General features: G+C 64.5%; 24 protein-coding genes and 2 pseudogenes. 11 read left to right on the top strand and 15 right to left on the bottom strand.

Annotated elements, in window-relative coordinates:
• Window positions 1-233: 233 nt before the first annotated feature.
• Complete coding sequence (locus ABIB14_RS17425) at window positions 234-362, bottom strand: hypothetical protein (RefSeq protein WP_354237170.1); 129 nt, start codon at window positions 360-362, stop codon at window positions 234-236.
• A gap of 225 nt (window positions 363-587) precedes the next feature.
• Complete coding sequence (locus ABIB14_RS17430) at window positions 588-1,673, bottom strand: ATP-binding protein (protein ID WP_354237171.1); 1,086 nt, start codon at window positions 1,671-1,673, stop codon at window positions 588-590.
• 267 nt (window positions 1,674-1,940) lie between these two features.
• Here ABIB14_RS17430 and ABIB14_RS17435 point away from each other — a divergent pair, with 267 nt between their 5' ends.
• The 4 genes from ABIB14_RS17435 (at window position 1,941) to ABIB14_RS17450 (ending at window position 5,075) form a co-directional block, all read left to right on the top strand.
• The gene (locus tag ABIB14_RS17435; protein WP_354237172.1) at window positions 1,941-2,498 is read left to right on the top strand and encodes a hypothetical protein; all 558 of its coding nucleotides are present in this window, start codon (window positions 1,941-1,943) and stop codon (window positions 2,496-2,498) included.
• Between the two features lie 135 nt (window positions 2,499-2,633).
• Window positions 2,634-3,275 carry a plasmid pRiA4b ORF-3 family protein gene (locus ABIB14_RS17440; RefSeq protein WP_354237173.1) on the top strand — a complete coding sequence of 214 codons (642 nt, stop codon included), beginning with the start codon at window positions 2,634-2,636 and terminating at the stop codon, window positions 3,273-3,275.
• Between the two features lie 655 nt (window positions 3,276-3,930).
• A complete protein-coding gene (locus ABIB14_RS17445) occupies window positions 3,931-4,314 on the top strand; it encodes a hypothetical protein (RefSeq protein WP_354237174.1) in 384 nt (127 codons plus the stop codon).
• Entirely contained in the window at window positions 4,311-5,075 is a 765-nt protein-coding gene (locus ABIB14_RS17450) for a hypothetical protein (RefSeq protein WP_354237175.1), read from the top strand. Before ABIB14_RS17445 ends, ABIB14_RS17450 begins: the two co-directional genes overlap by 4 nt.
• A gap of 243 nt (window positions 5,076-5,318) precedes the next feature.
• On the opposite strand, the gene ABIB14_RS17455 is transcribed toward ABIB14_RS17450, so the two are convergent.
• The 6 genes from ABIB14_RS17455 to ABIB14_RS17480 form a co-directional block, all read right to left on the bottom strand.
• Entirely contained in the window at window positions 5,319-5,657 is a 339-nt protein-coding gene (locus tag ABIB14_RS17455; protein WP_354237176.1) for a hypothetical protein, read from the bottom strand.
• Between the two features lie 12 nt (window positions 5,658-5,669).
• Window positions 5,670-6,569, bottom strand: coding sequence for a pyridoxal 5'-phosphate synthase lyase subunit PdxS (gene pdxS / locus ABIB14_RS17460; protein ID WP_354237177.1), 900 nt, complete (start codon window positions 6,567-6,569; stop codon window positions 5,670-5,672).
• A 170-nt stretch (window positions 6,570-6,739) separates the two neighbouring features.
• Window positions 6,740-8,197 (bottom strand): MFS transporter, encoded by a 1,458-nt coding sequence (locus ABIB14_RS17465; protein WP_354237178.1) that lies wholly within the window; start codon window positions 8,195-8,197, stop codon window positions 6,740-6,742.
• 47 nt (window positions 8,198-8,244) lie between these two features.
• Complete coding sequence (locus ABIB14_RS17470) at window positions 8,245-9,738, bottom strand: NAD-dependent succinate-semialdehyde dehydrogenase (RefSeq protein WP_354237179.1); 1,494 nt, start codon at window positions 9,736-9,738, stop codon at window positions 8,245-8,247.
• Between the two features lie 72 nt (window positions 9,739-9,810).
• A complete protein-coding gene (locus ABIB14_RS17475; RefSeq protein WP_502909695.1) occupies window positions 9,811-12,879 on the bottom strand; it encodes an FAD-binding and (Fe-S)-binding domain-containing protein in 3,069 nt (1,022 codons plus the stop codon).
• A gap of 8 nt (window positions 12,880-12,887) precedes the next feature.
• Entirely contained in the window at window positions 12,888-14,165 is a 1,278-nt protein-coding gene (locus ABIB14_RS17480; protein ID WP_354237180.1) for an aspartate aminotransferase family protein, read from the bottom strand.
• Between the two features lie 128 nt (window positions 14,166-14,293).
• On the opposite strand from ABIB14_RS17480, the gene ABIB14_RS17485 reads away from it, so the two are divergent.
• The 4 genes from ABIB14_RS17485 to ABIB14_RS17500 all read left to right on the top strand — a co-directional run bounded on the left by ABIB14_RS17485 (window position 14,294) and on the right by ABIB14_RS17500 (window position 19,060).
• The gene (locus ABIB14_RS17485; RefSeq protein ID WP_354237191.1) at window positions 14,294-15,259 is read left to right on the top strand and encodes a D-2-hydroxyacid dehydrogenase; all 966 of its coding nucleotides are present in this window, start codon (window positions 14,294-14,296) and stop codon (window positions 15,257-15,259) included.
• Between the two features lie 127 nt (window positions 15,260-15,386).
• Window positions 15,387-16,568, top strand: a complete 1,182-nt coding sequence (locus ABIB14_RS17490) for a M24 family metallopeptidase (protein ID WP_354237181.1) — start codon at window positions 15,387-15,389, stop codon at window positions 16,566-16,568.
• A 3-nt stretch (window positions 16,569-16,571) separates the two neighbouring features.
• The gene (locus ABIB14_RS17495) at window positions 16,572-17,825 is read left to right on the top strand and encodes an aminotransferase-like domain-containing protein (protein WP_354237182.1); all 1,254 of its coding nucleotides are present in this window, start codon (window positions 16,572-16,574) and stop codon (window positions 17,823-17,825) included.
• The gene (locus ABIB14_RS17500; RefSeq protein ID WP_354237183.1) at window positions 17,822-19,060 is read left to right on the top strand and encodes a M20 family metallopeptidase; all 1,239 of its coding nucleotides are present in this window, start codon (window positions 17,822-17,824) and stop codon (window positions 19,058-19,060) included. Before ABIB14_RS17495 ends, ABIB14_RS17500 begins: the two co-directional genes overlap by 4 nt.
• Window positions 19,061-19,168: 108 nt before the next feature.
• Here the strand turns inward: ABIB14_RS17500 and ABIB14_RS17505 are convergent, their stop codons facing one another.
• From ABIB14_RS17505 to ABIB14_RS17515, 3 genes are all read right to left on the bottom strand, one after another.
• Window positions 19,169-19,843, bottom strand: a complete 675-nt coding sequence (locus tag ABIB14_RS17505) for a GntR family transcriptional regulator (RefSeq protein WP_354237184.1) — start codon at window positions 19,841-19,843, stop codon at window positions 19,169-19,171.
• A 145-nt stretch (window positions 19,844-19,988) separates the two neighbouring features.
• Window positions 19,989-20,342, bottom strand: coding sequence for a DUF3830 family protein (locus ABIB14_RS17510; RefSeq protein WP_502909696.1), 354 nt, complete (start codon window positions 20,340-20,342; stop codon window positions 19,989-19,991).
• Window positions 20,343-20,364: 22 nt separating this feature from the next.
• Complete coding sequence (locus tag ABIB14_RS17515; RefSeq protein ID WP_354237185.1) at window positions 20,365-21,099, bottom strand: maleate cis-trans isomerase family protein; 735 nt, start codon at window positions 21,097-21,099, stop codon at window positions 20,365-20,367.
• A gap of 86 nt (window positions 21,100-21,185) precedes the next feature.
• Between ABIB14_RS17515 and ABIB14_RS17520 the strand changes: the two are divergent.
• Window positions 21,186-21,461 (top strand): annotated as a pseudogene (locus ABIB14_RS17520) (RidA family protein); the annotation flags it as partial.
• Between the two features lie 52 nt (window positions 21,462-21,513).
• A complete protein-coding gene (locus ABIB14_RS17525; RefSeq protein WP_354237192.1) occupies window positions 21,514-21,645 on the top strand; it encodes a RidA family protein in 132 nt (43 codons plus the stop codon).
• 7 nt (window positions 21,646-21,652) lie between these two features.
• On the opposite strand, the gene ehuA is transcribed toward ABIB14_RS17525, so the two are convergent.
• Genes ehuA through ehuB form a run of 4 tightly spaced genes read right to left on the bottom strand, consistent with a single transcriptional unit; the run spans window position 21,653 to window position 24,725 of the window.
• Window positions 21,653-22,468 carry an ectoine/hydroxyectoine ABC transporter ATP-binding protein EhuA gene (gene ehuA / locus ABIB14_RS17530; protein ID WP_354237186.1) on the bottom strand — a complete coding sequence of 272 codons (816 nt, stop codon included), beginning with the start codon at window positions 22,466-22,468 and terminating at the stop codon, window positions 21,653-21,655.
• Window positions 22,452-23,108, bottom strand: a complete 657-nt coding sequence (ehuD, locus tag ABIB14_RS17535; RefSeq protein ID WP_354237187.1) for an ectoine/hydroxyectoine ABC transporter permease subunit EhuD — start codon at window positions 23,106-23,108, stop codon at window positions 22,452-22,454. The genes ehuA and ehuD overlap by 17 nt, the downstream gene beginning before the upstream one ends.
• Window positions 23,105-23,803, bottom strand: coding sequence for an ectoine/hydroxyectoine ABC transporter permease subunit EhuC (gene ehuC, locus ABIB14_RS17540; RefSeq protein WP_354237188.1), 699 nt, complete (start codon window positions 23,801-23,803; stop codon window positions 23,105-23,107). Before ehuC ends, ehuD begins: the two co-directional genes overlap by 4 nt.
• Before the next feature lie 28 nt (window positions 23,804-23,831).
• Window positions 23,832-24,725: an ectoine/hydroxyectoine ABC transporter substrate-binding protein EhuB gene (gene ehuB, locus ABIB14_RS17545; protein WP_354237189.1), complete on the bottom strand. Its 894-nt coding sequence runs from the start codon at window positions 24,723-24,725 to the stop codon at window positions 23,832-23,834.
• 210 nt (window positions 24,726-24,935) lie between these two features.
• Between ehuB and ABIB14_RS17550 the strand changes: the two are divergent.
• Window positions 24,936-25,150, top strand: a pseudogene (locus tag ABIB14_RS17550) (alanine dehydrogenase); the annotation flags it as partial.

The following is a 25,150-nucleotide window of genomic DNA, read 5'->3' on the forward strand; positions in this document are numbered from 1 at the left end:
TGACTTCTATTTTCAAAACCACCGGAGGCTCCATGTCGCCTCCGGATATCCACCCACGCACCTACCACGGGCAGGTCACCTCATTTTCGGACTAGGTGGGAGTGGACATGCGGAAGTGGGACGGGGCGAGGCCCTGCATGCGGGGCACTGTATGTGCCATGACAGTTCGGGATGGTGTGAGCCTGGTGGGACACCACCACCGGCACCCGATGGCACGCCGTTGTTACGGGAAGCTAGGTCCTGGGGCGGCGCGGCAGCAGGAGCACGCCGTCGAACAGTCCACCACGGGGGTCCGCGTCAGGCATCAGCGAGGCCTTGGCGACGGTTATGCCGGCTGCGGATGCGACTGTCGGAACTGCCACGTCGTCCCAAAGCGCCTGAGCGATTTACCGCTCCGTCTCACTGCGTAGAGCGCTAAGCCTGGCGGGCCGGCTATGTGCTTGCGGGAGGTCAGGCTGCGCTGGTTCGGTCAAGCAGGTTTGAACCCCGGTTTTGTGATGATAGGCGTGAGCCCGACGTCAGGCCCAGCCCATTTTGCGGCCGCTTCGCCGGTCGATTTCAGTGGCCAATCACGGATCTTCTGTCAACTATTCGCGGAGGTACTGGCGAAGCCCGGGGATTGCGAAGTCGACTTTGCCATAGCCCGCGGACTCGATCAGGCCCGCAGCGATGAGCCTTTTCCGGTACTTGGACACGACGTTGGGCTTGGCCTTAAGGATGGCGCCGATCTGCCCAGCCGCGGACGGGCCGTCCTGGGCGGTCATCGCGTCCAGGAACTCGCGGTCTTTGTCAGAGATGTCCGAGAGCGCCGACTCGACGACCACCAATGTATTCCGTCTCTGAGCGGCGCTGACGGCGCGGTGAACGCTGCTCTCGTCCAGTTTCCACCCTGCTTTGTCGGCTTCGAGCCAGAGGTAGTAGCCCACGAGTTGGATCAGGAAGGGATACCCCTCGGTGGCCCCGGCTGCTTTGTCGATAAGGTCGGGGGAGATGCTGATGCCTCCCTCGCTGAAGAGATCGCTGTAGGACGCGGTGACTTCGGCGATGGCTGCTTCGTGGAGGTTGATCCTGTCGGCGCGTCGCAGGAAAGTGGCAACGCCTTCGTTAAGGAGGTCGGACACGGCCGATGGCAGGCCGGCGAAGATCAGGCCGATGGGCAGCCCGTCGCGGATGAAGTGTTGGACATTGGCGGCCAGCTGGGAGATCTCCGTCCGGTCGACGGCATGAATCTCGTCGATGGTGATGACCAGTCCGGTGCCTTGTGCGTCCAGCAGGCGCAGCAGTTCGTTCCCGCTCCGGCGCCAGTCCGCGGCCCGTTCCGGAGGGAGATGGGTCGTTAGCCCGAACCCGGCTGCGGAGAAGGCTGTGATTTTCCGGGCCGGATGTCCATCCCCGAGTTCGTCGCGGAGGCGAAGCATGTCATCGCCGATCCCGGCCAGGAATCCAGGCGTGGCTGTTCGGGAGATGACGGCCCACCCGTGTGCCCGGGCGATCTCTTCGGCCGCGCTCAACATGACCGTCTTGCCGATGCCCCTGGAGCCCGTAACGATAGTCAGAAGCCCTGGCGCGCCGGAACCTTGCTGCAGGCCGTACTCGAAGTCGTCCAACAGCCCTGCCCGTCCGACCAGTACTGGAGGCGTGGCTCCGGCCGTTGGTTTGAAGGGGTTTTGCACGGCATCTCCCGGGTGAAAGTAGGTGAAACTGGTGAAAGTGGTGAAACTTCATCCACCCTATGCCGGCACCTCACCCCATGCAAGGCCGGCGCGGTGTCCAGCGGGAGCATCGGGCCGTGACTCCTGCAGAGAACTATGTCGAGCACGCGCTGCACGTCGGAGAGGGGCTTACCGGTCTGAGCTTGGAGCAGCTAGGTTTCGAACCGCGCCTGGAGGATATGACTGAGGACCAGCGGGAGCCACCTGGACCCTGATGACCTGGACTGGATGGATTCAATCACTCCGGAGCGGCGCGACAGAAGCCTGCTCCAGGCAAAGCTTCTGGCCGGCGCCATGGGGGAGGCGTCCCTGGTCCTGATAGACCAGCTTTTCGAGGATCTTTCCGGCTTACGGATCCGTGAGCGGCTCGATCGGCGGGACATCGCCAATACCTTCGTCCTGTCCGGGCTGCCGCCCAGGCACGCGGAGAGATATGACGCACGCTTCGCCCAACAGTTTCTGGATATTGCTGCGGACATGACCGTGGCGCTGATCCGCGGCTGGACGCGCCCGTCGTGCGTCGCCCAGGAGTTGGCGCTGCGCTGCCTTTTCGACCAGGTCGAAGTCATCCAGGATCTATACGACCTGGATCTGGCAGACGGCTGGCGGGGCCTGCTTGAACAGCACATGCTCGAAGATATGGACAGTGAAATGCTGTACCAGAACGCAAAGGAGGGCTTCGAAGGCGACATCGAGCTGAACATACATCCGGGCCTTGCGCCAATGAATGTCCAGGACTGGTTCGAGCCATTCAACGACGCCTCCGTCCCGCCATACGTACGCTGAACGAACAGGATTATTGTCCCGTCAAACCATCGTTCGAAATGCCGATAACGATCTTTCGTCAAGCGAGCGTTCCATGCGGGGGAGAAGCCACGAACGCGTTCCGGGTATGGGGGCAGCGCCTGAATAATGGGTTGCATGGACAAACTTGTGGCCGGCGCAGGGGTTGGACCGGGATCAATCCTGGAGGTTCGTGTCGAGCTGATCGACAGTGTGCCTGGGATTTGGCGTCAGCTGGAGTTCAGGGGCGCCATGGCTTTGAACCAGGTTCACCGTGTTCTGCAGGTTGCTTTTGGCTGGGAGGACGTGCACCTGCACCGGTTCACGGCCGGTGACCCCTTCGCGCCGCTGCGGCCGGTCGACGGCGAAGTCCCGGACGTTGTGCAGTGGCTTCCCGGGCCGGAGTGCGAAGAACCGGCGGACCGGCCTGAGGAGGGCTGCTCCCTGGAGCAGCTGCTCGCGCTGGGTGCCGGCGCCGCGTTCTACGAATACGACTTTGGCGACAGCTGGCTTCACCGGCTCGAGCTGGTCTCCCGCCGCCCCGCAGACAAAGACACTCCGCCGGCCCGGTTGACCGACGGTGCGCGGCGCGGCCCGCTGGAAGATTCGGGAGGTTTCCCCGGATACGAGCAAATCATGGACACCCTGGCCGACCCGTCCCATCCCGACTACGCCGAACACTCCGCATGGGTGGCCGAAATAACCGGACCTGATGAGCCCTTCGACCCTGCCTTCCTGGACATTCCCGCCGTGAACCAGGCACTGGCCAAGACCTTCTGAGCAGGAAGTTTTGGGGCGGGAAGACGCCCGGACCGGAGGCCGGGGAACAGCCCCTTTCGGGCCGCTCCCCCGGCCGATTTAAAGGCCGATAACCGACGTTACGTCAACTTGAAGAGTTGAACCTTCAACTTTCCCGCACTGATTGTCCGGTCTTACGTTAGTTGGCCATTTTCGCAATTTATCTGGCCACCTACGGTTTTCGGGGGTTTGTCTCAGTTAATCTGGCCACCATGGATGCTGCTCGCGCGTTGAGGTAGCTGTCTTCGAACATGACTGGAGGACCTACGCCATACAGCACGATACTGGCTCAAGCTGGGAGAATCTGGGCAGATAGCCCAGCGGCCAAGGCGCCCCACTCAGGGACGCAGGACCGCAGCCCGGTTCCCCTGAACTTACCCTCGCGGGATAACGACGCCGAGCATTCCATACGGAATGGCCATCTAAATTGAGACGATTCCCACCAATTCGTCTCAATTTATCTGGCCTTTTCCTACGTCAGGGTGGCCAACTAAATTGAGACCGGACACTGATTGTGGGGGGTTTAGCGGCCGCCGGGTGACGCGTGAGATCAGATATGCTTTTAGTAGCTTTTTAGTGGAAATTCAGTATTGTTCCCTATAGAGTTGATGAACAACACGAGGGAGCATCGACCATCATGAGCATCTCGATTGACGTGGGCGCAGCCCACGGCGGCACAGCACGGCTGGGTATCCGGGAGATTGTCCGGCAGCTGAACAGTGCTCTTGGGGCGACGTTGGTTGCCGCAATGGCCGGTAGTAAGGATCCGAAGATCAGCTACCGCTGGGCCCGCACGGACGGCCCCGAACCGCGGGCTGAGGCCCAGGCCCGGCTCCAGCTCGCGCATCGTGCCTGGACAGCTGTGGCGGGCGTGGAAGGTGAACACGTGGCCCGGTTGTGGTTTGTCGGCGCGAACCCGTGGCTGGGCGAGGTCTCCCCGATCGAGGCTATCCGGGACATGCGTGCCAAGGACGTCATGGGCGCTGCCGCCGCCATGACCGAGGACAGGTTCTCCGCTTGACGCTGGTCTGCTCCGCCACCGGCCTGGCCTACGTGGAGGGCCCGGTGATCGGCTACAGGATCGCTAAATCCTCGTACGGCCCGCTCAACCCTTTGCCGCGTGCTGTCGGATCCGCCGACCGGTCCGCGTGGTCACGTTTCGACACCCCGGGATCGACAGTGTATCTGGCCGGTGACAGGAGGACCGCCTACGCCGAGGCACTGGCCATGGCGCGGGTGGCCAAGGACTTCCGTCATGCCATTGCCTTTGCCGCCGAACAGCTCGGCATACCTTTGGAGGACGCCCGGAGGATGATCCAGGACGACTGGACGAGGAATGGAAACATGGTGCCGGGGTGGCTGCCGGCTAATTGGCGAGACGGACGCCTGATGTACAGGCTGCAGGTCCACGGTCCGACAAGGTGGATCGATCTCACCGCCGCTGAATCGATCGCCGCGCTGAACCGTCACCTAGGCCAGGAGCTCGAGGATGCCTTCGGCATCACGGACATTACGTTGGCGACGCTGGCGGGCGAGGACCGCGCACCGACAACGCGCATCGCCCAATGGCTGCGGGAACAGGTCCTGGACGACGGCAATTATGCTGCTGGGGTACGAGCGCACTCGAAGTACGGCGGCGGTGTGTGCTGGGCGTACTGGTTGCGCCGCAAGGACGACAACCTCGGCACCGATCATGTCCGAGTCCTGGGCGAGACTGCAATCCACCGTACTGACCCGGATCTGGACTATGTTTTGGCAATGTACGGGCTGGATTGCCGTTGAGGCGCTCATGAGGGTGGCGAAGACCGGCATCATCGTCGGGCTCTCGGCCCGTCCGCCAGGAATTTCCTGCGCCGGTAGGGCTCCGCGCCGAAGGCCCAGGACTGTCCTGGACCAGGTTTGCCTCCCTTGGCCGGGCAGCAGCTCTGACCGACGCGGCAGTGAACTCTATAGAGGCGAACGAAACTGCACTTTCGTGCAATCGGGTTGGCAGCCGAGTTCTAGTGCCCAGCCGCGAGATCGGCCTCAAGTAACTGGGCTGAAGCGAGAACTCAGCACTGCATCCTCTTCAAGCCATACGGCGACGTTGTCATGCTCGTGAAGGGCAACCCGCCCGCGACCGTCGTCGAGCCAAACCCAGAAGACAGACGCATCCGGTGCAACAACATCCACAAAGCCAGCCGTGACGGACTCATTCTCTCGTTGAACCCGAACCCGATAACCGGGATTAAGCAACACCCAATCTTCGATCGCTAATTTTCCACCCCGGGCGGCCTTCGCTGGCTGGCTTACGCTAGTTTCAATCGGAATAAATGTTTGTTGTTCTATGGTCTGGAACTCGCTACCCTCTTGGCGTTTTTCCACGGCCGGTCCCGCCTACCAGCCGCGTTCGGCGAGGCGGTGCGGCTGCGGGATCTCGTCTACGTTGATGCCCACCATGGCTTCGCCCAGTCCGCGGGAGGCCTTCGCGATGACGTCCGGGTCGTCGAAGAAGGTGGTCGCCTTCACGACGGCGGCCGCGCGCTGGGCCGGGTTGCCGGACTTGAAGATGCCGGAGCCGACGAAGACACCGTCGGCGCCGAGCTGCATCATCATCGCGGCGTCGGCCGGGGTGGCGATCCCGCCGGCGGTGAAGAGCACCACCGGGAGCTTGCCGGTGCCGGCAACTTCCTTGACCAGTTCGTACGGGGCCTGGAGTTCCTTGGCGGCGACGTACAGTTCGTCCTCGGGAAGGGCGGCCAGCTTAAGGATTTCGGCGCGGATCTGGCGCATGTGGGTGGTGGCGTTGGAGACGTCCCCGGTGCCGGCTTCACCCTTGGAGCGGATCATCGCCGCGCCCTCATTGATGCGGCGAAGGGCCTCTCCAAGGTTGGTGGCGCCGCAGACGAAGGGAACGGTGAAGTTCCACTTGTTGATGTGGTTGGCGTAATCCGCAGGGGTGAGGACCTCGGACTCGTCGATGTAGTCGACGCCGAGGGACTGCAGGATCTGGGCCTCGACGAAGTGGCCGATCCGGGCCTTCGCCATGACCGGCACGGAAACGGCGTCGATGATCTTGTCGATCATGTCCGGGTCCGACATGCGGGACACGCCGCCCTGGGCGCGGATGTCGGCGGGAACGCGTTCCAGCGCCATTACGGCCACGGCACCGGCGTCCTCGGCGATGCGGGCCTGCTCGACGTTGACGACGTCCATGATGACGCCGCCCTTGAGCATCTCCGCCATGCCGCGCTTGACGCGGCTGCTGCCAGTGTGGGCCGTGGCGAAATTCATCATTTGAATCTTTCCGGTAGGTGTTCTGTTCGGGTGAGTGATCGTCAAGACACGGGGTGCCGGCAGTATATTTGGGGTTCACATGCTCTACAGGTTGCCATTCAATCCCCTAGTAACAGCCCCCGAGGTGTACTCGACGAGGGCCGCCGCCTTGCTCCAAGGGACTCCGGGGTCTAGACGCTGGCACGGTCGCGGCGGGACTCGGCGTCTTTCCGGTTCTGCTCCACGAAGCCGCGCTTGGGGAAGCCAACTGATTCGGGGAAACCCGGAAGTGCATGACCGCGCAGGCTGGCCTGTGCAGTCTCCCGCATGCACAGGACGCTCACCAGGCCGACGACCCCGGCAATCGCCATATACCACCCCGGCACCAGCTGGTTCCCGGTAGTTTCGATCAGCTGATTGGCGATGGTCTGGGACGGCCCGGCAAAGAACGCCGTGGAGAAGTTGTAGGCTATGGCAAAACCGGTGTAGCGCACGGCTGTGGGGAACAGCGCCGGCAGCGTGGACGACACCGAGGCCACCAGAATCACCAGGAGGAGCCCCAGCACCGCCAGACCGATGAACTGGAGGATCAGGTTGGGCAGGCCCAGCAGCATGACCGCGGGCACGGATAGCAGCGTGTATCCCACCGCGGCCGTCAGCAGGAGCGGCTTGCGGCCGAACCGGTCGGAGAGAGCGCCCACGGGCGGAATGGCCACCAGCATCAGAGCCATGATGGCCACCAGCATCCAGTTGCCCTGCGCCGTGCTGTGCCCCAGCTGTCCACTCAGGTACGTGGGCATGTAGCCGAGGATCAGATAGAACGCCACGTTCAGCAGGACTACGAATCCTGCCAGGACCAGCAGTTGCCGCCAGTTGTGCTTGAGGACATGCCGCAGTGGAGAGCGCATTGTCTCCTTGTGCTGGGAAGCCTCGGAGAACACCGGTGCTTCCACAAGGCGCGTCCGGATCCATAGTGCCGTGAGCCCCAGGGGGATGGTCAGCAGGAACGGGACGCGCCACCAGCCGTCCTGCATCCCCTGGTCCCCCACCACAGCGATCAGCGAGGTGCAGACGATGGCCGCGAGGATGAACCCTACGGTGGTCCCGAATTCCAGGAACGAACCTAGGAAACCGCGGCGGCGGTCCGGTGCGGACTCGGCCATATATACGGCCGCGCCGCCGTACTCCCCGCCGGCGGAGAAGCCTTGCACCAGGCGGCAGATTAACAACAGCACAGGGGCGAGCAGGCCCACACTCCCCATTGTTGGCAGCAGGCCGATGGCGCCGGTGGCCAAAGTCATCAGCGTCACGGTGAGTACCATGACCTTCTGCCGGCCTACCCGGTCCCCCAACGGCCCCAGGATCAGGCCGCCCAGCGGCCTGACCATGAAGGACAGCGCCAGCGTGGCAAGGGTCAGCGTCACGCCCAGGCCGCCGTCGCCCTTTGCCGAACCGAAGAAATTCGCGGCCATGTAAATGGTCAGGTAGCCATACACGCCGTAATCAAACCATTCCACGGCATTGCCCATGGCCGATCCCAGGATGGACCGGCGCAATGAACGTTTCCCCTCCTCAGTACACGGCTCGGCTCCGGGCGCGGCCAGTGGTTCCGGGTGCTGGTTATGGACGGGCTGGGGACTGGTCGTCATTGGTTCGTCCTTCAAGAAAGTGATTTTCGGTTGCATCGTGGCTGGTTTCAGCCTCGGGGTACGGCCATGTATTTGGTTTCGAGGAACTCCTCGATGCCAACGCGCCCGCCCTCCCGGCCCAGGCCCGAGGCTTTGACTCCGCCGAAGGGTGCTGCCGGGTTAGACACAATTCCAGTGTTCAATCCAACCATGCCCACTTCAAGGGCATCACCCATCCGGAATCCGCGGTCCACGTCCTGGGTGAAGAGGTAGCCCACCAGCCCCCACGGGGTGTCGTTGGCCAGCCGGGTGACTTCCTCTTCGGTGTCGAACGGGACGACGGCAGCCACGGGGCCGAAGATCTCCTGGCTCATCAGGTCGGACTCCGCGCTGACGCCGGACAGGACGGTCGGCGTGTAGAAGTAGCCGGGGCGGTCCGGGCGGGAACCTCCGCAAACAACGGTTGCGCCCTTGGCGACGGCATCGTCCACGAGTTCCTGCACCTTGGTCAGCGCCTTTTCCTCCACCAGGGGCCCGACGTCGGTCTCGGCCTCCGCGCCGTCTCCAACCGACAGCGCGCTCAGGCGGGCAGCCAGCCTGCGCGCGAATTCGTCCGCGATGGGGCGCTGGACGAAGAGTCGGTTGGCGGCCGTGCAGGCCTCGCCCATGTTGCGCATCTTCGCAGCCACAGCGCCATCCACAGCACGGTCCAGGTCTGCGTCCTCGAACACGATGAACGGTGCATTGCCGCCCAACTCCATGGAGGAGCGCATGACGTGCTGGGCGGCCTGCTCCAGCAGCCGGACTCCCACCACGGTGGAACCGGTGAAGCTGACCTTCCGGGCAATGCCGCTGGACATCCATGGGGACACCACCTCCGACGCCTTGGTCGTGCAGACAACGTTCAGCACGCCCTTAGGCAGACCGGCCTCAATCAGGATGTCCACCAGCGCCAAGGATGACAGCGGGGTCAGGTTGGCCGGCTTGAAAACCATGGTGCAGCCGGCAGCGATGGCAGGACCGATCTTCCGGGTGCCCATGGCCAGCGGGAAATTCCAGGGCGTGACCAGCACGCACGGCCCCACCGGCTCCTTAGACACCAGGATGCGGTTCCTGCCGTCCCCGGTGGTGGTGAGGTCACCGCCGATGCGGACGGCTTCCTCGGAGAACCAGCGGAAGAACTCAGCGGCGTAGGCCACCTCACCCTTCGCCTCGGCAAAAGGCTTGCCCATCTCGGAAGTCATAATGAGAGCCAGGTCGTCCTGACGGGCCATGATCAGGTCGTAGGCACGGCGGAGGATCTCGCTGCGTTCACGTGGGGCGGTCTTGGCCCAGTCCTTCTGTACCCGGCCGGCCGATTCGATGGCCCGCCGGGCGTCCTCCGGGCCGCCGTCGGCCACCGTGGCGATGACGTCTTCGGTGGCGGGGTTAATCACGTCGAACCGGGCGCCGGAAGCGGCCTCGGCCCATTCGCCGTTGATGAAGAGGCCGGTGCTGACCTTGGCGATCGCATCGAGTGCCTTCTGCGAGGTACGGGCGGTCCGGCTGGTCTGGGTGGTCATGTCAGGAATCCTTTTCTTTAACTGTGCGGGAAGTATTTGTCCGCCGTGCTGGGGAAGTCTTGGTTGTGGAATTCAGGGTTGCCCTGGGTCCAGAAGTTCGGCGATGTGGCTTGTGGCCCGATCGGCGTCGAGCTGTTTGACCTGCATGGCGCAGGAGAAACCATCAGTGAGCACCACGGACCCGGCTCCGGTGCTGCGAAGCGCCGGCGCCAGCGACTGCTCGGCCACCTTCATGCTGATGTCGTAGTGCTCCTTCTCGAACCCGAAGTTGCCCGCCACGCCGCAACAACCGGCGGCATCCACCACATCCGCGACCCCCAGGGCCGCAAGTGCGTCCCGCTGGGTTCCGGCACCGAACACGGAGTACTCGTGGCAGTGCGTCTGGAGCACCACCTGCTCCGGAAGCGGCTGCGCCGGGGCGGGCGTCCAGCCGGAACCGACCAGTTCGCCCACATGCTGGGCGAAGCTGCGGACCCTCGCCGCCACCCGGCGGGCCTGGTCTGTGTGGACCAGCTCGGGGAGGTCCCTCCGCAGCGCGGCGGCGCAGCTGGGCTCCACCACTACGATGGGACGGTCCGTGCCGTCGTCGAGCACCTCCGCGGCGTTGGCCATCAGCTTCTTGGCGGTGTCCAGCTGCCCGGTGGAAATCCACGTCAGCCCGCAGCACGCGTCGGCTGAGCACTCGGTGGGTTGCCCCGTGCCTGCCAGCACGCGGGCCGCGGCTCCGGCCACCTCGGGCCGGAAGCCCTTGGTGAAGGTATCCACAAAGAGGACGACGCCGCCTGCCTCCGCACCCAAGGGACCGTCACCCCGGAGAGCGTCGCCAACGCCACCATCGGCGCCAGGGCGCGTCCGGCCGTCGTACTTCTTCCCGGGCATCTTCACACCCGCGGCGGCAACCTCCCTGCGCCATTCGCCACCGCCGGCGAACCGCGGCAGGGCACGGTGCGTGGTCAGGCCGCCAAGAACGGCGGCCAGTTTGCCCAGGGGCGTGGCCAACAGTACGTTGACCAGTTGCGGCGCCCTGCCGGTGAGCTTAAGCCAGCGCGGCAGCCAGCCCAGCGAGAAGTGCGAGAGCGGCCGCAGCCGTCCGCGGTAATAGTGGCTGAAGAACTCGGATTTGTAGGTGGCCATGTCCACGCCCGTGGGGCAGTCGCTGGAGCAGGCCTTGCAGGACAGGCACAGGTCCAGCGCTTCGCGGACCTCCTCGGATTTCCAGCCCTCCTCCACGGTGCGGGCTCCGCGGACCATGTCCTGCAGCACGCGGGAGCGGCCCCGGGTGGAGTCCTTCTCGTCGCCGGTGGCCCGGTAGCTGGGGCACATCACGCCACCGGAGTCGGTGCGGCAACGGCCCACGCCGATGCACGCCTGGACGGCGTGGACCCAGGGATCCGTGCCGCTTCCGCTCGAGGGCACCGGTTTGTCCGTCTCGCTGTCGGAGCCCCCGCCGGAGTGCATCGGCCGGAGGTCAAAGCTGGTCCGCCACTCGCGCTGCGGCACCCCCTCCAGTGCCAGGTTTTCATCCAGGGGGTCGGGATCCGTGAGCGATCCCGGGTTCAGAATTGCGGAAGGGTCCCAGAGCCTGCGGAAGTCCGAAAAGGCCGCCAGCATCTGCACGGAGTACATCAGCGGAAGAAGCTGGGAGCGGGCCCTGCCGTCTCCATGCTCGCCGGAGAGCGAACCGCCGTGTCGGACCACGAGTTTCGCCGCTTCGCTGCAGAATGCGCGGAAGACGGCCTGTCCTTCCTCCGTGCGCAGGTCGTAGGTGATGCGGATGTGCATGCAGCCGGCGCCGAAATGCCCGTACATCACCCCCTGCAAGCCGAAACTGTCCAGTAGTTTCCGAAAATCGGCCAGGTAGTCAGCCAGGTTTTCAGGCGTGACAGCAGAATCCTCCCATCCGGGCCACGACTCGCCGCCGGTGGACAGCCTCGAGGAAAGCCCTGCGCCGTCCTCGCGGACCCGCCACAGCGAAGCACGTTCGACCGCGTCCGGGACGGGGCGGCCCGCCACCAGGCGGCCGTTTCCACGCAGACGCTCAAGCAGCCGGTCAGCTTCGGCCCGCACCTGGGCGGGGTCCTCGCCATCGAGATCCACGTAGAGCCATGCCTTGCCTTCCGGAAGGCCCAGCACCGCGTCCGCGCCTCGGCGGAAGCGCATGGTCTCCACGATGGCCTCGTCGATGCCTTCCACGGCGGCCGGCGAAAACTCCAGGATCGTCCCGATGTCCCGCGCGGCGTCCACCACGTCCGCGTAACCGAGGCAGACCAGTAGCGCGTTGGCCGGCTTGGGTACGAGCTTCATCCGGGCGCCGGCGACAACGACGCACGTCCCTTCGGAGCCCACCAATGCACGTGCCACGTTGAAGCCCTTTTCCGGCAGCAGGTTGTCCAGATGGTAACCGGAGACCTGTCGCTGGATACGGCCCAGCTCCACGCGGAAGGCGGCCAGGTTGGTGTGGGCCAGTTCCTTGAGCGAGGCGGTGAGCGCGGCGGCGCGCGCCACTGCGCCGGTATCGTCAGGGTATGTGGCCCGCAGCCCGTCGGCTGTGGCGGTTAGCCGGGCGCCGTCGGAGGTGACGACGTCGATCTCCACCACGTGATCCGACGTGCGGCCGTAACGCACGGAGTGGTTCCCGCACGCGTCGTTGCCGATGGAACCGCCCACGGTGGCGCGGTTCTTGGATGACGGGTCCGGAGCAAACGTGTAGCGGTTGCCCGTGGCCTGCTCCACCTCGCGGGAGAGCACTGCCAGGACCACTCCGGGATCCACCGAGACGGTCCCGGCGGCCGCGTCAATGCCATGGATCCGGTTCATGTGGCGCGAGAAGTCGAGCACCACGCCGGGTCCGATCGCGTTGCCGGCCATGGAGGTGCCCCCGCCGCGGCTAATTAGCGGGGTCCCGGTCTCCCGGCACGCCGCCAGCGTTCCCACCACGTCCTCCACGGACCGCGGAAACACTACGGCCAGCGGCTGTACGCGATAGTTGGATGCGTCGTAGGAGTACTCGGCCAGCCGGCGCGGAGAAGCATCCGCGTCGATGCCGGCCTCGGACAACCGCCGCAGGATCCGCTGCTGTGCCGGGTCAGGCATGGCAGCGGATACGACGGCGGCAGCGTCGGGCAGGGAAGAAACAGTCATTGCCCGGCTCAGGCTCCGGCGGTGGCGGGTACAGCGCCGACTACGGCACCGACGGCGGCTTCGAAACGCTCCAGGCCGGTGGCGATCTCCTCGGCCGTGACAACCAGCGCCGGGATGAGGCGGACCACGTTGCCGGCAGGGCCGCAGGTCAGCGTCAGCAAGCCCTGGTCAGTGGTGGCCTGCTGGATTGCTGCGGCCGTGGCGGCGTCCGGTTTGCCGTCCTCGCCGGTGAACTCGATGCCCTGCATGAGGCCGCGGCCGCGCACATCGCCGATGACTGCGAAGCGCTCCTGGATCTCTTTGAGGCCGGCCTGGAGCTGCTCGCCGCGAATGCGGGAGTTCTCGACCAGGCCTTCTTCCTTGACCACTTCGAGGGTGGCGACGCCGGCCGCAGCCGAAACCGCGTTGCCGCCGTAGGTGCCGCCCTGGGAACCGGGCCAGGCCTTGGACATGGTTTCGGTGGAGGCGGCGATGGCGGAAATCGGGAAGCCGGAGGCGATGCCCTTGGCGGTGACGATGATGTCGGGGGTGGCGGCGGAGTACTGGTGGCCCCAGAACTTTCCGGTGCGGCCCACGCCGGCCTGGACCTCATCGAAGATCAGCTGGATGCCGTACTTGTCGGCGCGTTCGCGCAGACCCTCCATGAAGGCTGGTGGGGTGGGCAAGTAGCCGCCGTCACCCAGGGCGGGCTCGATCAGGAACGCGGCGGTGTCATTCGGGGCGACGCGGGTCTGGAGCAGGTAGTCCAGTTCCTGCAGCGCGAATTCCACTGCCAGCGCCTCGTCCCAGCCGTAGCGGTAGGCATAGGGGAAGGCGGACATGTGGACTCCGGCCATCAGCGGGGAGAATCCGGCCGAGAACTTGGTACCGGCGGTGGTCAGGGATGCGGCGGCGACGGTGCGGCCGTGGAAGCCGCCCTGGAAAACCACGATGTTAGGGCGGGCGGTGGCCATGCGGGCCAGGCGGATGGCGGCTTCCACAGCTTCGGAGCCGGAGTTGGCGTAGAAGACGGAATCGAGGCCGGCCGGGAGGACCTCACCGAGCTTTTCGGTCAGTTCCAGCAGCGGCTTGTGCATCACGGTGGTGTACTGGGCGTGGATGATCTTGCCCACCTGCTCACGGGCCGCGGCCACCACTTTTGGGTGGCAGTGGCCGGTGCTGGTCACGCCAATGCCGGTGGTGAAGTCCAGGTAGTCTTTTCCATCGGTCCCGTGGATCCAGCTGCCAAGGGCGTGGTCCACGATGACGGGGGTTGCTTGCTTGAGTGCGGGGCTGAGGGAGGTCATGCATTCCATGATGCCCGTCACATCTGTTTATTGTCAACAATCCTAATATGACGTAGGGTTGTGTCGTGAGTAACACTAATTATCAAAGCCGGCCTTTATCGGTGCCGACCACAGCCCCCGGTGCAAGGATGCCCCGGGTGGTGGTACTGGCAGCCGAGGGGCAGCCCCGCCCCTACAACTTGACCGCGATCGAGTCACTTGCGGACGTGGTCATTACGGACGCGGCCGGGCTGCCCGCAGCCTCGCGCGGAGCGGACGTGCTGTTCCTCTGGGACTTCTTCTCATCCGCGCTCCGTGACGCCTGGCCGTATGCAGATTCCCTTAAGTGGGTGCACGTGGCAGCGGCGGGAGTGGACGCCATGATGTTCGAGGAACTGCGTTCCTCGAACATTGTGGTGACGAATGCCCATGGGACTTTCGACCAGCCCATCGCCGAGTTTGTGCTGGCCTCCATCCTCGCCCAAGACAAGGAGTTGCACCGCAGCAAGAAGTTGCAGCAGCAGGCGCTCTGGCAGCACAGGGAAGTCACCCGCACCGCCGGCTCTTGTGCCCTGGTGGTGGGTACCGGCGGAATTGGCCGGGCCACCGCCCGACTGCTCCGCGCTGTGGGGCTGCAGGTCCGGGGCGTGGGCCGCACCGCGCGCGAGGATGACCCGGACTTCGGCATCGTCCATGCCAGCGAAGACCTGGCGGTGCACGCCGGCTGGGCGGACCATGTGGTGCTTATCGCCCCACTGACCGATCAGACCCGGAACATAATGAACAGCGGGGTCCTTGCGGCCATGAAACCTGCGGCACACCTTATAAATGTGGGCCGGGGTGCTCTGGTCGATGAGCCCGCACTCATTGCGGCGCTCCAGGATGGCCAGATCACCGCCGCGTCCCTGGACGTATTCAGCGAAGAGCCCGTCCCAACGTCACATCCCTTCTGGGCCATGGACAACGTGCACATGTCCGCCCACATGTGCGGTGACGTCATTGGCTGGCGCGACGCGCTGGCGCAGCAGTTCCTGGCGAACCTTGAACGCTGGACTGCCGGGAAACCGCTCAGCAACGTGGTGGACAAGGAGCGCGGCTACGTCAGCAGGTCGTAGCCCTTCAGCCGGCTGGACTCAGCCCGCGCCCGGCCGGCGCCCAGGAAGAGCGAGCGGCCACGGCTTGTGTGAGCTGCGCCTCATACCCTAAATTGTAAACAATCTACTAATCTCCGGAGGTGTCTCTTTGCTGTTCAGCCAAGAGGAATACGATGCCCGGCTCGCCGGCGTCCGCTTGCGCATGGCCAGGCAAGGGCTGTCTGCCCTGCTGGTCACCGATCCTGCCAATATTTACTATCTAACCGGCTACAACGCCTGGTCTTTCTACACACCGCAGCTGGTCTTCGTTCCTGCTGATGGCCCCATGATGCTCTTCAGTCGGGCCATGGACGCCTCCGGCGCAACCCGCACCACCTGGCTGCAAGAAGAATGCATCATCGGCTACCCGGAGCAGTACGTCCACCGCCCCCATGTCCACCCGTTCGACTGGGTGGCCTTTGCCCTGCGCGAGCGCCACCTCATCGCGCCGGCTACCAAGGGCTGCGTGGGACTGGAAATGGACTCGCATTTCTTCTCCCCCAAGGCCTACCGTTCGCTGGTCAACGCCATCCCCGAATGGACCCTCGTGGACAGCTTCGAGCTGGTCAACTGGGTCCGCTCGGTCAAGTCCCCGGTCGAGATCCAACTGATGCGCGGCGCTGCGCAGGTCTGCATGGCGGCCATGGAAGCCGCGGTCGAAACGATCGACGTCGGCGTCCGCCAGTGTGATGCGGCGGCGGCCATCAGCCAGGCACAGATCCGGGGCGCCAACGGCATCGGCGGGGACTACCCCGCCATTGTGCCGATGCTGCCCACCGGTGAAGCCGCGGACACCCCGCACCTGACCTGGAGCGAGGACCGTTTCGAGGCCGGCCAGGCCGTGGTGATCGAACTGGCCGGCGCCCACCATCGTTACCACACGCCGCTGGCCCGCACTCTGACGCTCGGTAAGAAGCCGGAGCGGCTCGCAAAGCTGGCTGATGCTGTCGCCGACGGGCTGAACGCCGTACTGACCGAGGTGCGGCCGGGCGTCCCGGTCCGTGAACTGGCCCGCGCCTGGAACTGGACGCTGGCCAAGTACGGCTTGGAAAAGCCGTCCCGCATCGGCTACTCGATCGGCGTGGGCTACCCGCCGGACTGGGGCGAGCGCACCATCTCCATCCGCTCCGAGGAAGAGTCCATCGTCGAGGAGAACATGACCTTCCACGTCATCGGCGGCATGTGGATGGACAATTACGGCTACGAACTCTCCGAATCCATCCGTGTCACCGCCGACGGCATGGAAACCTTCACCAGCTTCCCCCGCGAACTCATCCAGAAAGGCGGCTAGGCCATGACCGTAAACCACTTTGCCACCCGCTCCCAGGCCGTTTTGCCCCTCGCCGACCGCGCAGCCAGCCTGGTGGGCTCTGTCATCGACTCCAGCACGTCCCTGCTCGCTGCCCAGACCCACGACATCGTCCGCTTCGCCATGGGCTCCCCTGCGGATGAGGCCGTGCCGCTCGCTGACTTCCGGGAGATCGCAGACAAGGTTATCGATCACAGCTCTATGACCTACGGCGCCACCGAGGGCGAGCCTGTGCTGCTGAAGGCCCTCGTGGAGTACCTTGCCGGCACCTCCGATCCCACCTCCGAGGAGCGCATCACCATCACCGCCGGCGGTATGCAGGGCCTTGACCTGGCGTGCAAGATCTTCATCAACCCCGGCGACCTGGTGATCGTGGAAAGCCCGACCTACACCAACGGCAGCGCGACCGCCCTCAGCTACGGCGCCGAGCTGCTCGAGGCACCCATGGACGAGAACGGCCTGATCGTGGAGGCGCTGCCCGAACTGGTGGCCGCCGCGGGCCGCATGCCCAAGGCCATCTACACCATCCCGAACTTCCAGAACCCCTCCGGCACCACCCTTTCGCTGCCCCGCCGCCATCAGCTGCTGGAACTGGCGCACGAGTGGAACGCCGTGATCATCGACGACGATCCCTATGGGCTGCTGCGTTTTGAGGGCGACGACCTGCCCTCGCTGCAGGCGCTGAGCCCCGGGGATCCGCTGCTCTTCTCTGTACGCACGTTCTCCAAGATCCTGGCCCCGGGCTTGCGCGTGGGCTGGGTAGAAACGGACCCCGCGCTGCGCCAGCTGGTCATCAATGCCAAGCAGGCCATGGACACGTGCGCCAACGTTCCTGCCCAGCACATTGTCGCGGAGTTCATCCGCCGGGGCGGCCTCGACAGCCACCTCGCCGGTGTGCGCACGGAGTATAAGCGCCGCAAGGACTCAATGCAGGAAAGCCTCCGCCGGCACCTCGGCGACCGGGTCACCACCACCGATCCCGAAGGCGGCTTCTTCCTGTGGCTCACGCTTCAGGGTGAGGACGCACGGATCTCCACCCGCAAGCTCTTCGAGACGGCCCTGGCGGAAGGTGTCGCCTTCATCCCGGGACCGGCCCTGTCCGCAGGCGGAAAGTTCGACGACGCCCTGCGCCTCTGCTTCGCCTCCACCACTCCGGAGCGGGCCGAGGAGGGCATCATCCGCCTTCGCCGGGCCATGGATCTGGAGCTCGCGGCGCTGAACGGCGGCGCGGGCGCGTGAACCCCACCGTTCAGCAGCAGGACGTTGGGCAGCGGGCCCGGGATCAGCAGCTCTTTGAGGAAAAAGTCCTCGGACTGATCAGCGAGGAAGAACTGGCGGCCCTCACCACCGCCCTTGTGGCCGCCGGCGGCGAAAATCCCGGCGGGACGGAAGAGGCCACCGTGCAGGTCCTGGCGGATTTCAGCCGGGCTGCCGGCCTCGACGTTGTCACCGCAACGGTAGCCGAGGGACGGCCAAACTTTACGGCCGTCCTGCCCGGCGGCGACCAACCCGGCATGCTGTTCCTGGGCCACTCAGATGTGGTCCCCGCCGGGACCGGCTGGGAGCGGCCTCCGTATGAGCCCTATGTGCGCGACGGCCGGCTGTTCGGCCGCGGCTCCACGGATATGAAGGGCGGCCTGGCCGCCGTCCTCATTGCCCTCAAGGCACTCAAGGACGCCGGCGCGGAACTGCCGTTCAACGCAGCGCTGGCATGCACCGTCGACGAGGAGGACCTGGGCCTCGGCATCCGGGCCTACACCGCCTCCGCTGCCGCCGATCCGGCCTTCAGGTACTCGGCCTGTGTTGTGGCTGAGCCCACGGACCTGGAAACGGTGATCGGGTGCCGGGGTGACAGCTACATCGAGCTGACGATCACCGGCAAGTCGGCGCACTCCGGCCGACCCGCCGATGGCCGCAATGCCATCGATGCCGCGGCCAGAATCCTGGAACTTGTCCGCAACGACCACGCCCTGCTGCAGGCGGAACAGGACCCGCTGCTGGGGGCCGGAACCTGGAACATCGGCCTCATCAAGGGCGGAACCGGAACCTCGATGGTGGCGGCGGAATGCACCGTCACGCTGGACCGCCGGCTCATGCCCGACGACGACGCCCAGCTGATTCTTGACCGGCTTTTGGCGCAGGTCAGCGGCGCCGGCATCGATACGGACGGCATCTCGGTCTTTGCCGAAGTCACCATGGAGATGCCCGGCTTCCGCACCCCGGAAGACCATGCCCTCGTGTCAAACTCTGTGGCGGCCCTTGCCGACGCAGGAGTGGACAGTGCCATCCGCGGCTGGACCGCCGCCTGCGACGGCGGCTTCGTGGTCCGCGACCTGGGTGTACCGGCCATTGTCATGGGTCCTGGCGGCCTCAACGACCAGGCCCATCAAGTCAATGAATCCGTCAGCATCGCCGAGATCGTGGCGGCCGCCAAGGCCTACGCCCTGATGTGCCTGCGCCACGGCGGTAGCTGACCCGATAAGCCCACCAACCGCATAGGGCCGGCTGCGCATCGTGCGGCCGGCCCTATGCGGTTGTTTTTTGCCTGGTTGCCCCCGACCGGGGGTCGGAAAGTTGGCGGCTTACGCGGATGCCGAGTGGCGGTCCGCGCTGCCGGTGAGGCGCTCCAGGGCGTCCTCCATATGGCTGATGAGCAGCTTCCCCACAAGTACGTCGTCGCCCTTTGCCAAGGCTTCGGCGATGGCCTGATGTTCGGCAACCCGGGCGTGCGGGTCCGGGTACTTCTTCTCCAGCGCCGTGAGGCACATCCTGGTTTCAGTCAGCAGCGTGTTGTGCATGCGCGTGAGCCGAGTGCTTCTGGCCGCCGCCACCAGCGTGGCATGGTACTCCATGTCGGCCTCGGACATCGCATCCAGGTCGCCCTTGTCGGCGGCCTTCTTCATGGCTTTGACCGTGTTCAGGAGTTGGGTCGCAACCTCCTTGCCACCCTTTTGCAGGATCAGCTCGGACGCGGCGCGTTCGACGGCGGTGCGCGCCACATACATGTCCCGGACCTCTTCATCGGTCATGGTGATAACGAAAATACCGCGGTTGCGGATGCTGATCAGTAGCCCCTCCTGCGTCAGCCTCTGCATGGCCTCACGGAGCGGACCACGGCTTACGCCGAGTTCCTTGGCGATTTCAGCCTCACCCAACTGAGCGCCGGCCGGAATCTGGCCCAGGCCAATCGCCGTCCGCAATTTGCCGGCAATGATTGATGGCGTAGATTCGCGCACCACTGGCTCAAATCTTTGCATCAGTACCTACTTATCCCTCGGGGTCCGGCCGCGGCCCTCCCGGGCGCAACGGAACCGTATCCTGTGCCCGGTCCCAAGGATCGAACAGAAAACTGTCTACAATCCTACAGGAAGCCAAGATGGCCATCGATAAGGTTGTTTCGGACTAGAGAAAACCGGGCCGTCCGGCGGGCGGCCCGGCACACTCGTCAGGACCTGGTTCCACCGCCCGTGAATACGTCAGGATCTCGTCCCGCGCCCCGCCCATCCAGATGTTCTGGCAGGCTGCCGCCATCTCATCCAGGCCATCCACAATGGTGGCGAACACGTTGCCGGGCACCCAGCCTGTGTCACCGTCCAGCAGGAGGTTATTGCGGCCGTAGAAAACGGCCAGGTCCACTATGGTCGCAGGCGCACTGCGCCCCTGCGACGCGCTGGGCCACCTCTTCAGGGAGACAGCAACCGCCCCCGCAGGGGCATAGGTACCCTTAAGGCGGATCCAGGCTGGGGCTGCCACCATGACAGCCCCAGCCTGGAGTTCTTTAGGCCAGCAGGCGCTGGCCGGGTCCTACCGCCGCCTTGCCCAGACGGCGCAGGGACGCCCAAGCGGTAACCTGGTTGGCTGACAGCACCGGCTTGCCCAGCTCCCGTTCCAGCGGAGCGATGATGTCGTAGGTCGGCAGGTTGGTGCAGCTGATGAAGATTACATCCCCCTCGGGAACGTCTGCCCCGCGAATCAGGTCACAGGTGGCCTGATACGGAACCTCCCAGATGCCTCCCTCCAGCCCCAGTCCGGCCTGCGATACCACCGAGTGGCCCGCCTCCTCCAGGAACCCCCCCAGCCGCAGGGTCAGGTCCGCCACATAGGGAGTAACGACCACGACCCTGGAGGCACCCAGATGGTCCAGCGCCTCCAGCAGCGCCCCGGACGTGCTGATGCCCTGCGCATCGCCGGCCGACGCCATCACCTTTGAGATATGACGGGCGCCCGAAACTCCGTTGACGAAGCTGCCGGACGTGCACGCGTAGGCTATGACCGCGGGGCGCACAGCGCTCAGGTTCTTGACGGCATTGAGGATGTCGGCGTCGTCGCTCACATCTTCAGCCATCCCGAGGCTGACGGGTTCATCGAAGAACGGCGTGCGCGTGAAGAACAGTGAGACGTCCGCCGGCATCCACCGCCACAACTCACGGTCCAAGGCCATGTCGAACGGGCACACCACACCGATCCCGGTCTGCGCTTCCGGCCCCGCCAACTTCGCTTCAGTGGAATCCATAATTCTCCTCTAATAGTATATTGTTGACAATCTTTTGACGCCTGCCTGGGGTCCGTAGTGATTGGCCCAGCCTGTTAAGGTGCGCCATGGATATTTCGATAAACCCCACCGACGGCGCCGAACTCGAGCTGCCGCCCCCTCCCGTTCCGGTGGCCAATTACGTCCCGGTCCAGCAGGTGGGCAACCTCGCTTTCACGCCAGGCCAAACGCCCACCCGCGACGGCGTCCTCACCAACAGCGGCAAGCTCGGGCGCGACGTCAGCATTGAGCAAGGCCAGGATGCCAGCGCTGACTCGGTGCTCAACTGCCTGTCCGCCCTCAACCAGCACCTGGGCTCGCTGGGCAGGGTCGTGTCCGTGGTCAGCCTGACCGGGTACGGCTGCTTCAGCCGAAGGTTTCGGGGACCAGCCAGCCGTGATCGACGGCGCATCACTGGTCCTGGAAAAAGCCTTCGGCGACAAGGGACGCCATGCCCGGGCAGCCGTCGGTATAGAGGAACTGCCCGGGCTGGCGCCCGTTGAAATTTCGATGATTGTGGAGGTGTAGCGGCCCGTCAGTGCTGTAGGACGGCCCGGAGGAAGGTCCGGGTCCGTTCCTGCTGTGGGTCCTTGAAGATCTGTGCCGGCGGTCCGCTCTCGACGGCAGCGCCGTTGTCGAACATCACCACCCGATCTGAAATCTCCTCCGCAAACCGCATTTCGTGCGTCACCATGAGCATTGTCATGTCCGTGGTGTGCGCCAGATTCCGGATCACGTTGAGCACTTCGCCGATCAACTCCGGGTCAAGGGCCGAGGTCGGCTCGTCGAAGAGCAGTACCTTGGGCCGCATGGCCAGCGCCCGGGCGATGGCCACGCGCTGCTGCTGGCCGCCGGACATTTGGGGCGGCGTGTGGTTCATGTGCTTTCCCAGTCCAACCAGGTTCAGCAGTTCCGCCGCGCGTTCCCGGGCCTCGGCCTTGTTCATGCCCAGCACGTGGATGGGCGCCTCAATGACGTTCTCCATGGCGGTCATGTGCGGGAACAGGTTGAACTGCTGGAATACCATGCCGATCTTGCGCCGTGTTTCGCGCATCTGCTTGGTTTCGCGCATCTTCTGGCCCGCTGTGACATCCCAGAGGGTATCACCGCCGACCTTTACCAGCCCTTCGCTGGGGGTTTCGAGCGTCATGAGGATACGCAGGATGGTGGTCTTGCCGGATCCGGACGGGCCGATGATGGAGACCTTCTCCCCCGGGGCCACCTCGAAGTTCAGAGACTTGAGGACCTGGTTTGACCCCCAGTTCTTGCTGACGTTCTGGAACCTGATGATCGGGTCCGGGGCGACGCCCACAGGTGTGGTCAGGGGTTGGGGTTCAGTGCTGGGGCGCATAGCGCCGCTCCAATCTGTTGACCAGCCGCGAGGCCGGGTAGCTTATGGCCAGGAACAGTCCGGCGGCCATGGTGAGGGGTTCCAGGTAACGGAAGTTCGAGCTACCGATCGCCTGGGCCGTTGCCATCAGTTCCACCACCGTGATGGCTGACAACACCGCGGAGTCCTTAAACATCTGGATGAGGTAGTTACCGAGCATCGGCACCACCGTGCGCACAGCCTGTGGGAGGATAATCCGGCCCCAAGTGCGTGCGCCAGGGAGGCTGAGGGCTGTTGCCGCTTCCCATTGGCCCTTGGGAACCCCTTGGATTCCACTCCGGTAAACCTCGGCCATATAGGCGCTGTAGTTGATCCCGATGACCACTGCGCCCGTGGTAAAGGCGTCGAAACTGATGCCGTAAGCGGGTAGAACAAAGAAGGCGCAGTAGGCCTGGACCAGCAGCGGTGTTCCGCGGACAAACACCACCAAGAATGAGACGGCCCCGGACAGTAGTGGAATGGCCAGCCTTCTCAGGACGGCAAAAAACAGACCCAGTATGGCCGCGATGAGTGTGCCAAGCAACGTGATCTCGACGGTGACCCATAGTCCGTGCAACAGCAGCGGAAAGACGGAGACCGCAAAGTCGTTGTCCCAGATCATGCCGCACCCACCTTCATAAGACGGCTCTCCTTGCGCTGGGCAGCCAAAGCCCTGCGGTCCAGGGCGAAGCGGCGCTCCAGCCAGGCGGTCAGCAGCGTCAGGAGATATGAAAGGACAAAATACATCACCAGGATGGTGAGGAAGATCGCCGTCGTCTGTCCAGTGGTGCTGCGTATCATCTGGGCCCGGAAGGTCAGGTCCGCTACGGTGACGAGCGAAACAAGCGAGGTGTTCTTCAGCAGATCCACCATCACGTTGCCGAACGGCGGCAGCATGGCAGGGATGGACTGGGGAATGATGATCCGGCGCAGCCTCAGTGCCGGGTCCATCCCCAGGGCGATGCACGCTTCGGTCTGGCCCTTGGCGCGGCTGGCGATGGCGCCCCGCACGACTTCCGCGGCGTAGGCGCCCTCGTTCAGGCCCAGCGCCAGGACCGCTGCAGTCAGTGGGTGAAGCTGGATGCCAAAGAACGGCAACGCGAAAAACAACCAGAACATCTGCACCAGCAGCGACGTTCCGCGGAACACTTCAATGAACACGCCCGCGGGCAAGCTTAGGAAGCGGTGCCGGGAGAGGCGGCCCAGGCCGGCGGCAAACGCGACCACCAGACAAAGGGCCCCGCTGAGAATGGCAACCAGAATCGTGGTCAAGAGTCCCTGCCACAGCAGCGGCGCGTACTCGATTATTGCGGACATAACCTATTCCCCTTCGGTATGAAGCCGGTCAGCCGGAGGTCTTGCATAGCTCCTCCGCTGTGACGCCCTCCACCACGGAAGGATCGAAGCCCCACTTCTTGAGGGTCTCAGCAAACTCGGGGGTCTTCTTGAACGCGGCAAGTTCCTTGTTGTAGGCCTCAAGGAACGATGAGTCCGCCTTCCGAAACGCGGCACCGGAGCCGGTTCGCGGCGCATCTTTCAGTGGCTGAGTGATGTCGAAGCTGGGGTCTTCCTTGGCCAATGCCGCAAGAGACAGCGTAGGGAACATGAAGGCGTCGGCGCGGTTGGCTTTCAGAGCCTCGAGGCCGCTGCGGCCGTCGGAGATCTTGATTTGCTGTTCGGCCGGTACGTTGGCTGCCTTGAGCGCGCTTTCCTCAGAGGTTCCCGGCAGTACCGCGATCCGCAGCGACTTGTCGGCGACAACGCTGGCCACCGAAGTGATGCCCTTTGGGTTGCCCTTGGGCGTCGCGAATGATTCCGTGGAGACGATGACCGGTTCGGAGTACAGCACCTGGGCACACCTTGACTGTCTCATGAAGAGCCCGGCGGCAACGACGTCCCAACGGTTAGCGTTCAGACCAGGAATCATGGATTCATACGGGGTGATGATGCCCTGAACGTCCTTGATCCCGAGGCGCTCACACACGGCGCGGAGCACATCAGGCTCGCAGCCGGTGACGCTTCCATCCGGGTTCACTTGCGTATACGGCGGCTCGTTGGCGATGCCCACGCGAAGAAAGCCCTGCGTCTTGGCCGTCTCCAGCAGGTTACTGGCGGCGCCGGAGGCAGGACCGGCTGCGGCCACGCTGGAACAGCCGGTAGCCCAACCGGCCACAGTGGCTCCGAGGACGGCCGCCCCCGCACCGCGCAGAATGTTCCGCCGTGAAATGTTGCTCGTCATAATTACTCCTTCGCCCGGACCTGCCGGGGGATATCCAGGATGATCACGCGCTGTGACGTGTGTTACACAAACCTAGGAGCAAGGTGTACTATTGTCAACAATCCGAATGTAAATTCTACGTTACCGTGCGATTCGAATACGTCCTCCGGCGGAGCGCATTCGGCTGACAGAAGGCCCAGAGCCGCCTCAGACCACAGAATGGAGCCAACCATGATCATCGGCGTCCCCCAAGAGATCAAGAACAACGAATTCCGGGTGGCCATCACAGCCGCCGGGGTGCACGAGTTCCGCACCTACGGCCACACCGTCCTGGTGGAGCGCGGCGCCGGTCTGGGTTCCGGCATTACGGATGAGGAATACGCGATTGCCGGCGCCGAAATCGTGATGGATGCCGACGACGTGTGGGCCCGCGCCGACATGGTCAT

The organism is Arthrobacter sp. UYEF3, assembly GCF_040546245.1.
Classification (GTDB): Bacteria; Actinomycetota; Actinomycetes; order Actinomycetales; family Micrococcaceae; genus Arthrobacter.

Excerpts from the sequence above, each read along its gene's own strand:
- ABIB14_RS17465 (WP_354237178.1), bottom strand. The coding sequence starts at position 8,197 with ATGACGACCAGTCCCCAGCCCGTCCATAACCAGCACCCGGAACCACTG.
- ABIB14_RS17510 (WP_502909696.1), bottom strand. The coding sequence starts at position 20,342 with ATGGTGGCAGCCCCAGCCTGGATCCGCCTTAAGGGTACCTATGCCCCT.
- ABIB14_RS17440 (WP_354237173.1), top strand. The coding sequence starts at position 2,634 with ATGGACAAACTTGTGGCCGGCGCAGGGGTTGGACCGGGATCAATCCTG.
- ABIB14_RS17480 (WP_354237180.1), bottom strand. The coding sequence starts at position 14,165 with ATGACCTCCCTCAGCCCCGCACTCAAGCAAGCAACCCCCGTCATCGTG.
- pdxS (WP_354237177.1), bottom strand. The coding sequence starts at position 6,569 with ATGATGAATTTCGCCACGGCCCACACTGGCAGCAGCCGCGTCAAGCGC.
- ABIB14_RS17505 (WP_354237184.1), bottom strand. The coding sequence starts at position 19,843 with ATGCAAAGATTTGAGCCAGTGGTGCGCGAATCTACGCCATCAATCATT.
- ABIB14_RS17485 (WP_354237191.1), top strand. The coding sequence starts at position 14,294 with ATGCCCCGGGTGGTGGTACTGGCAGCCGAGGGGCAGCCCCGCCCCTAC.
- ABIB14_RS17445 (WP_354237174.1), top strand. The coding sequence starts at position 3,931 with ATGAGCATCTCGATTGACGTGGGCGCAGCCCACGGCGGCACAGCACGG.
- ABIB14_RS17435 (WP_354237172.1), top strand. The coding sequence starts at position 1,941 with ATGGATTCAATCACTCCGGAGCGGCGCGACAGAAGCCTGCTCCAGGCA.
- ehuD (WP_354237187.1), bottom strand. The coding sequence starts at position 23,108 with ATGATCTGGGACAACGACTTTGCGGTCTCCGTCTTTCCGCTGCTGTTG.
- ehuB (WP_354237189.1), bottom strand. The coding sequence starts at position 24,725 with ATGACGAGCAACATTTCACGGCGGAACATTCTGCGCGGTGCGGGGGCG.
- ehuC (WP_354237188.1), bottom strand. The coding sequence starts at position 23,803 with ATGTCCGCAATAATCGAGTACGCGCCGCTGCTGTGGCAGGGACTCTTG.
- ABIB14_RS17475 (WP_502909695.1), bottom strand. The coding sequence starts at position 12,879 with ATGACTGTTTCTTCCCTGCCCGACGCTGCCGCCGTCGTATCCGCTGCC.
- ABIB14_RS17470 (WP_354237179.1), bottom strand. The coding sequence starts at position 9,738 with ATGACCACCCAGACCAGCCGGACCGCCCGTACCTCGCAGAAGGCACTC.
- ABIB14_RS17515 (WP_354237185.1), bottom strand. The coding sequence starts at position 21,099 with ATGGATTCCACTGAAGCGAAGTTGGCGGGGCCGGAAGCGCAGACCGGG.
- ehuA (WP_354237186.1), bottom strand. The coding sequence starts at position 22,468 with ATGCGCCCCAGCACTGAACCCCAACCCCTGACCACACCTGTGGGCGTC.
- ABIB14_RS17495 (WP_354237182.1), top strand. The coding sequence starts at position 16,572 with ATGACCGTAAACCACTTTGCCACCCGCTCCCAGGCCGTTTTGCCCCTC.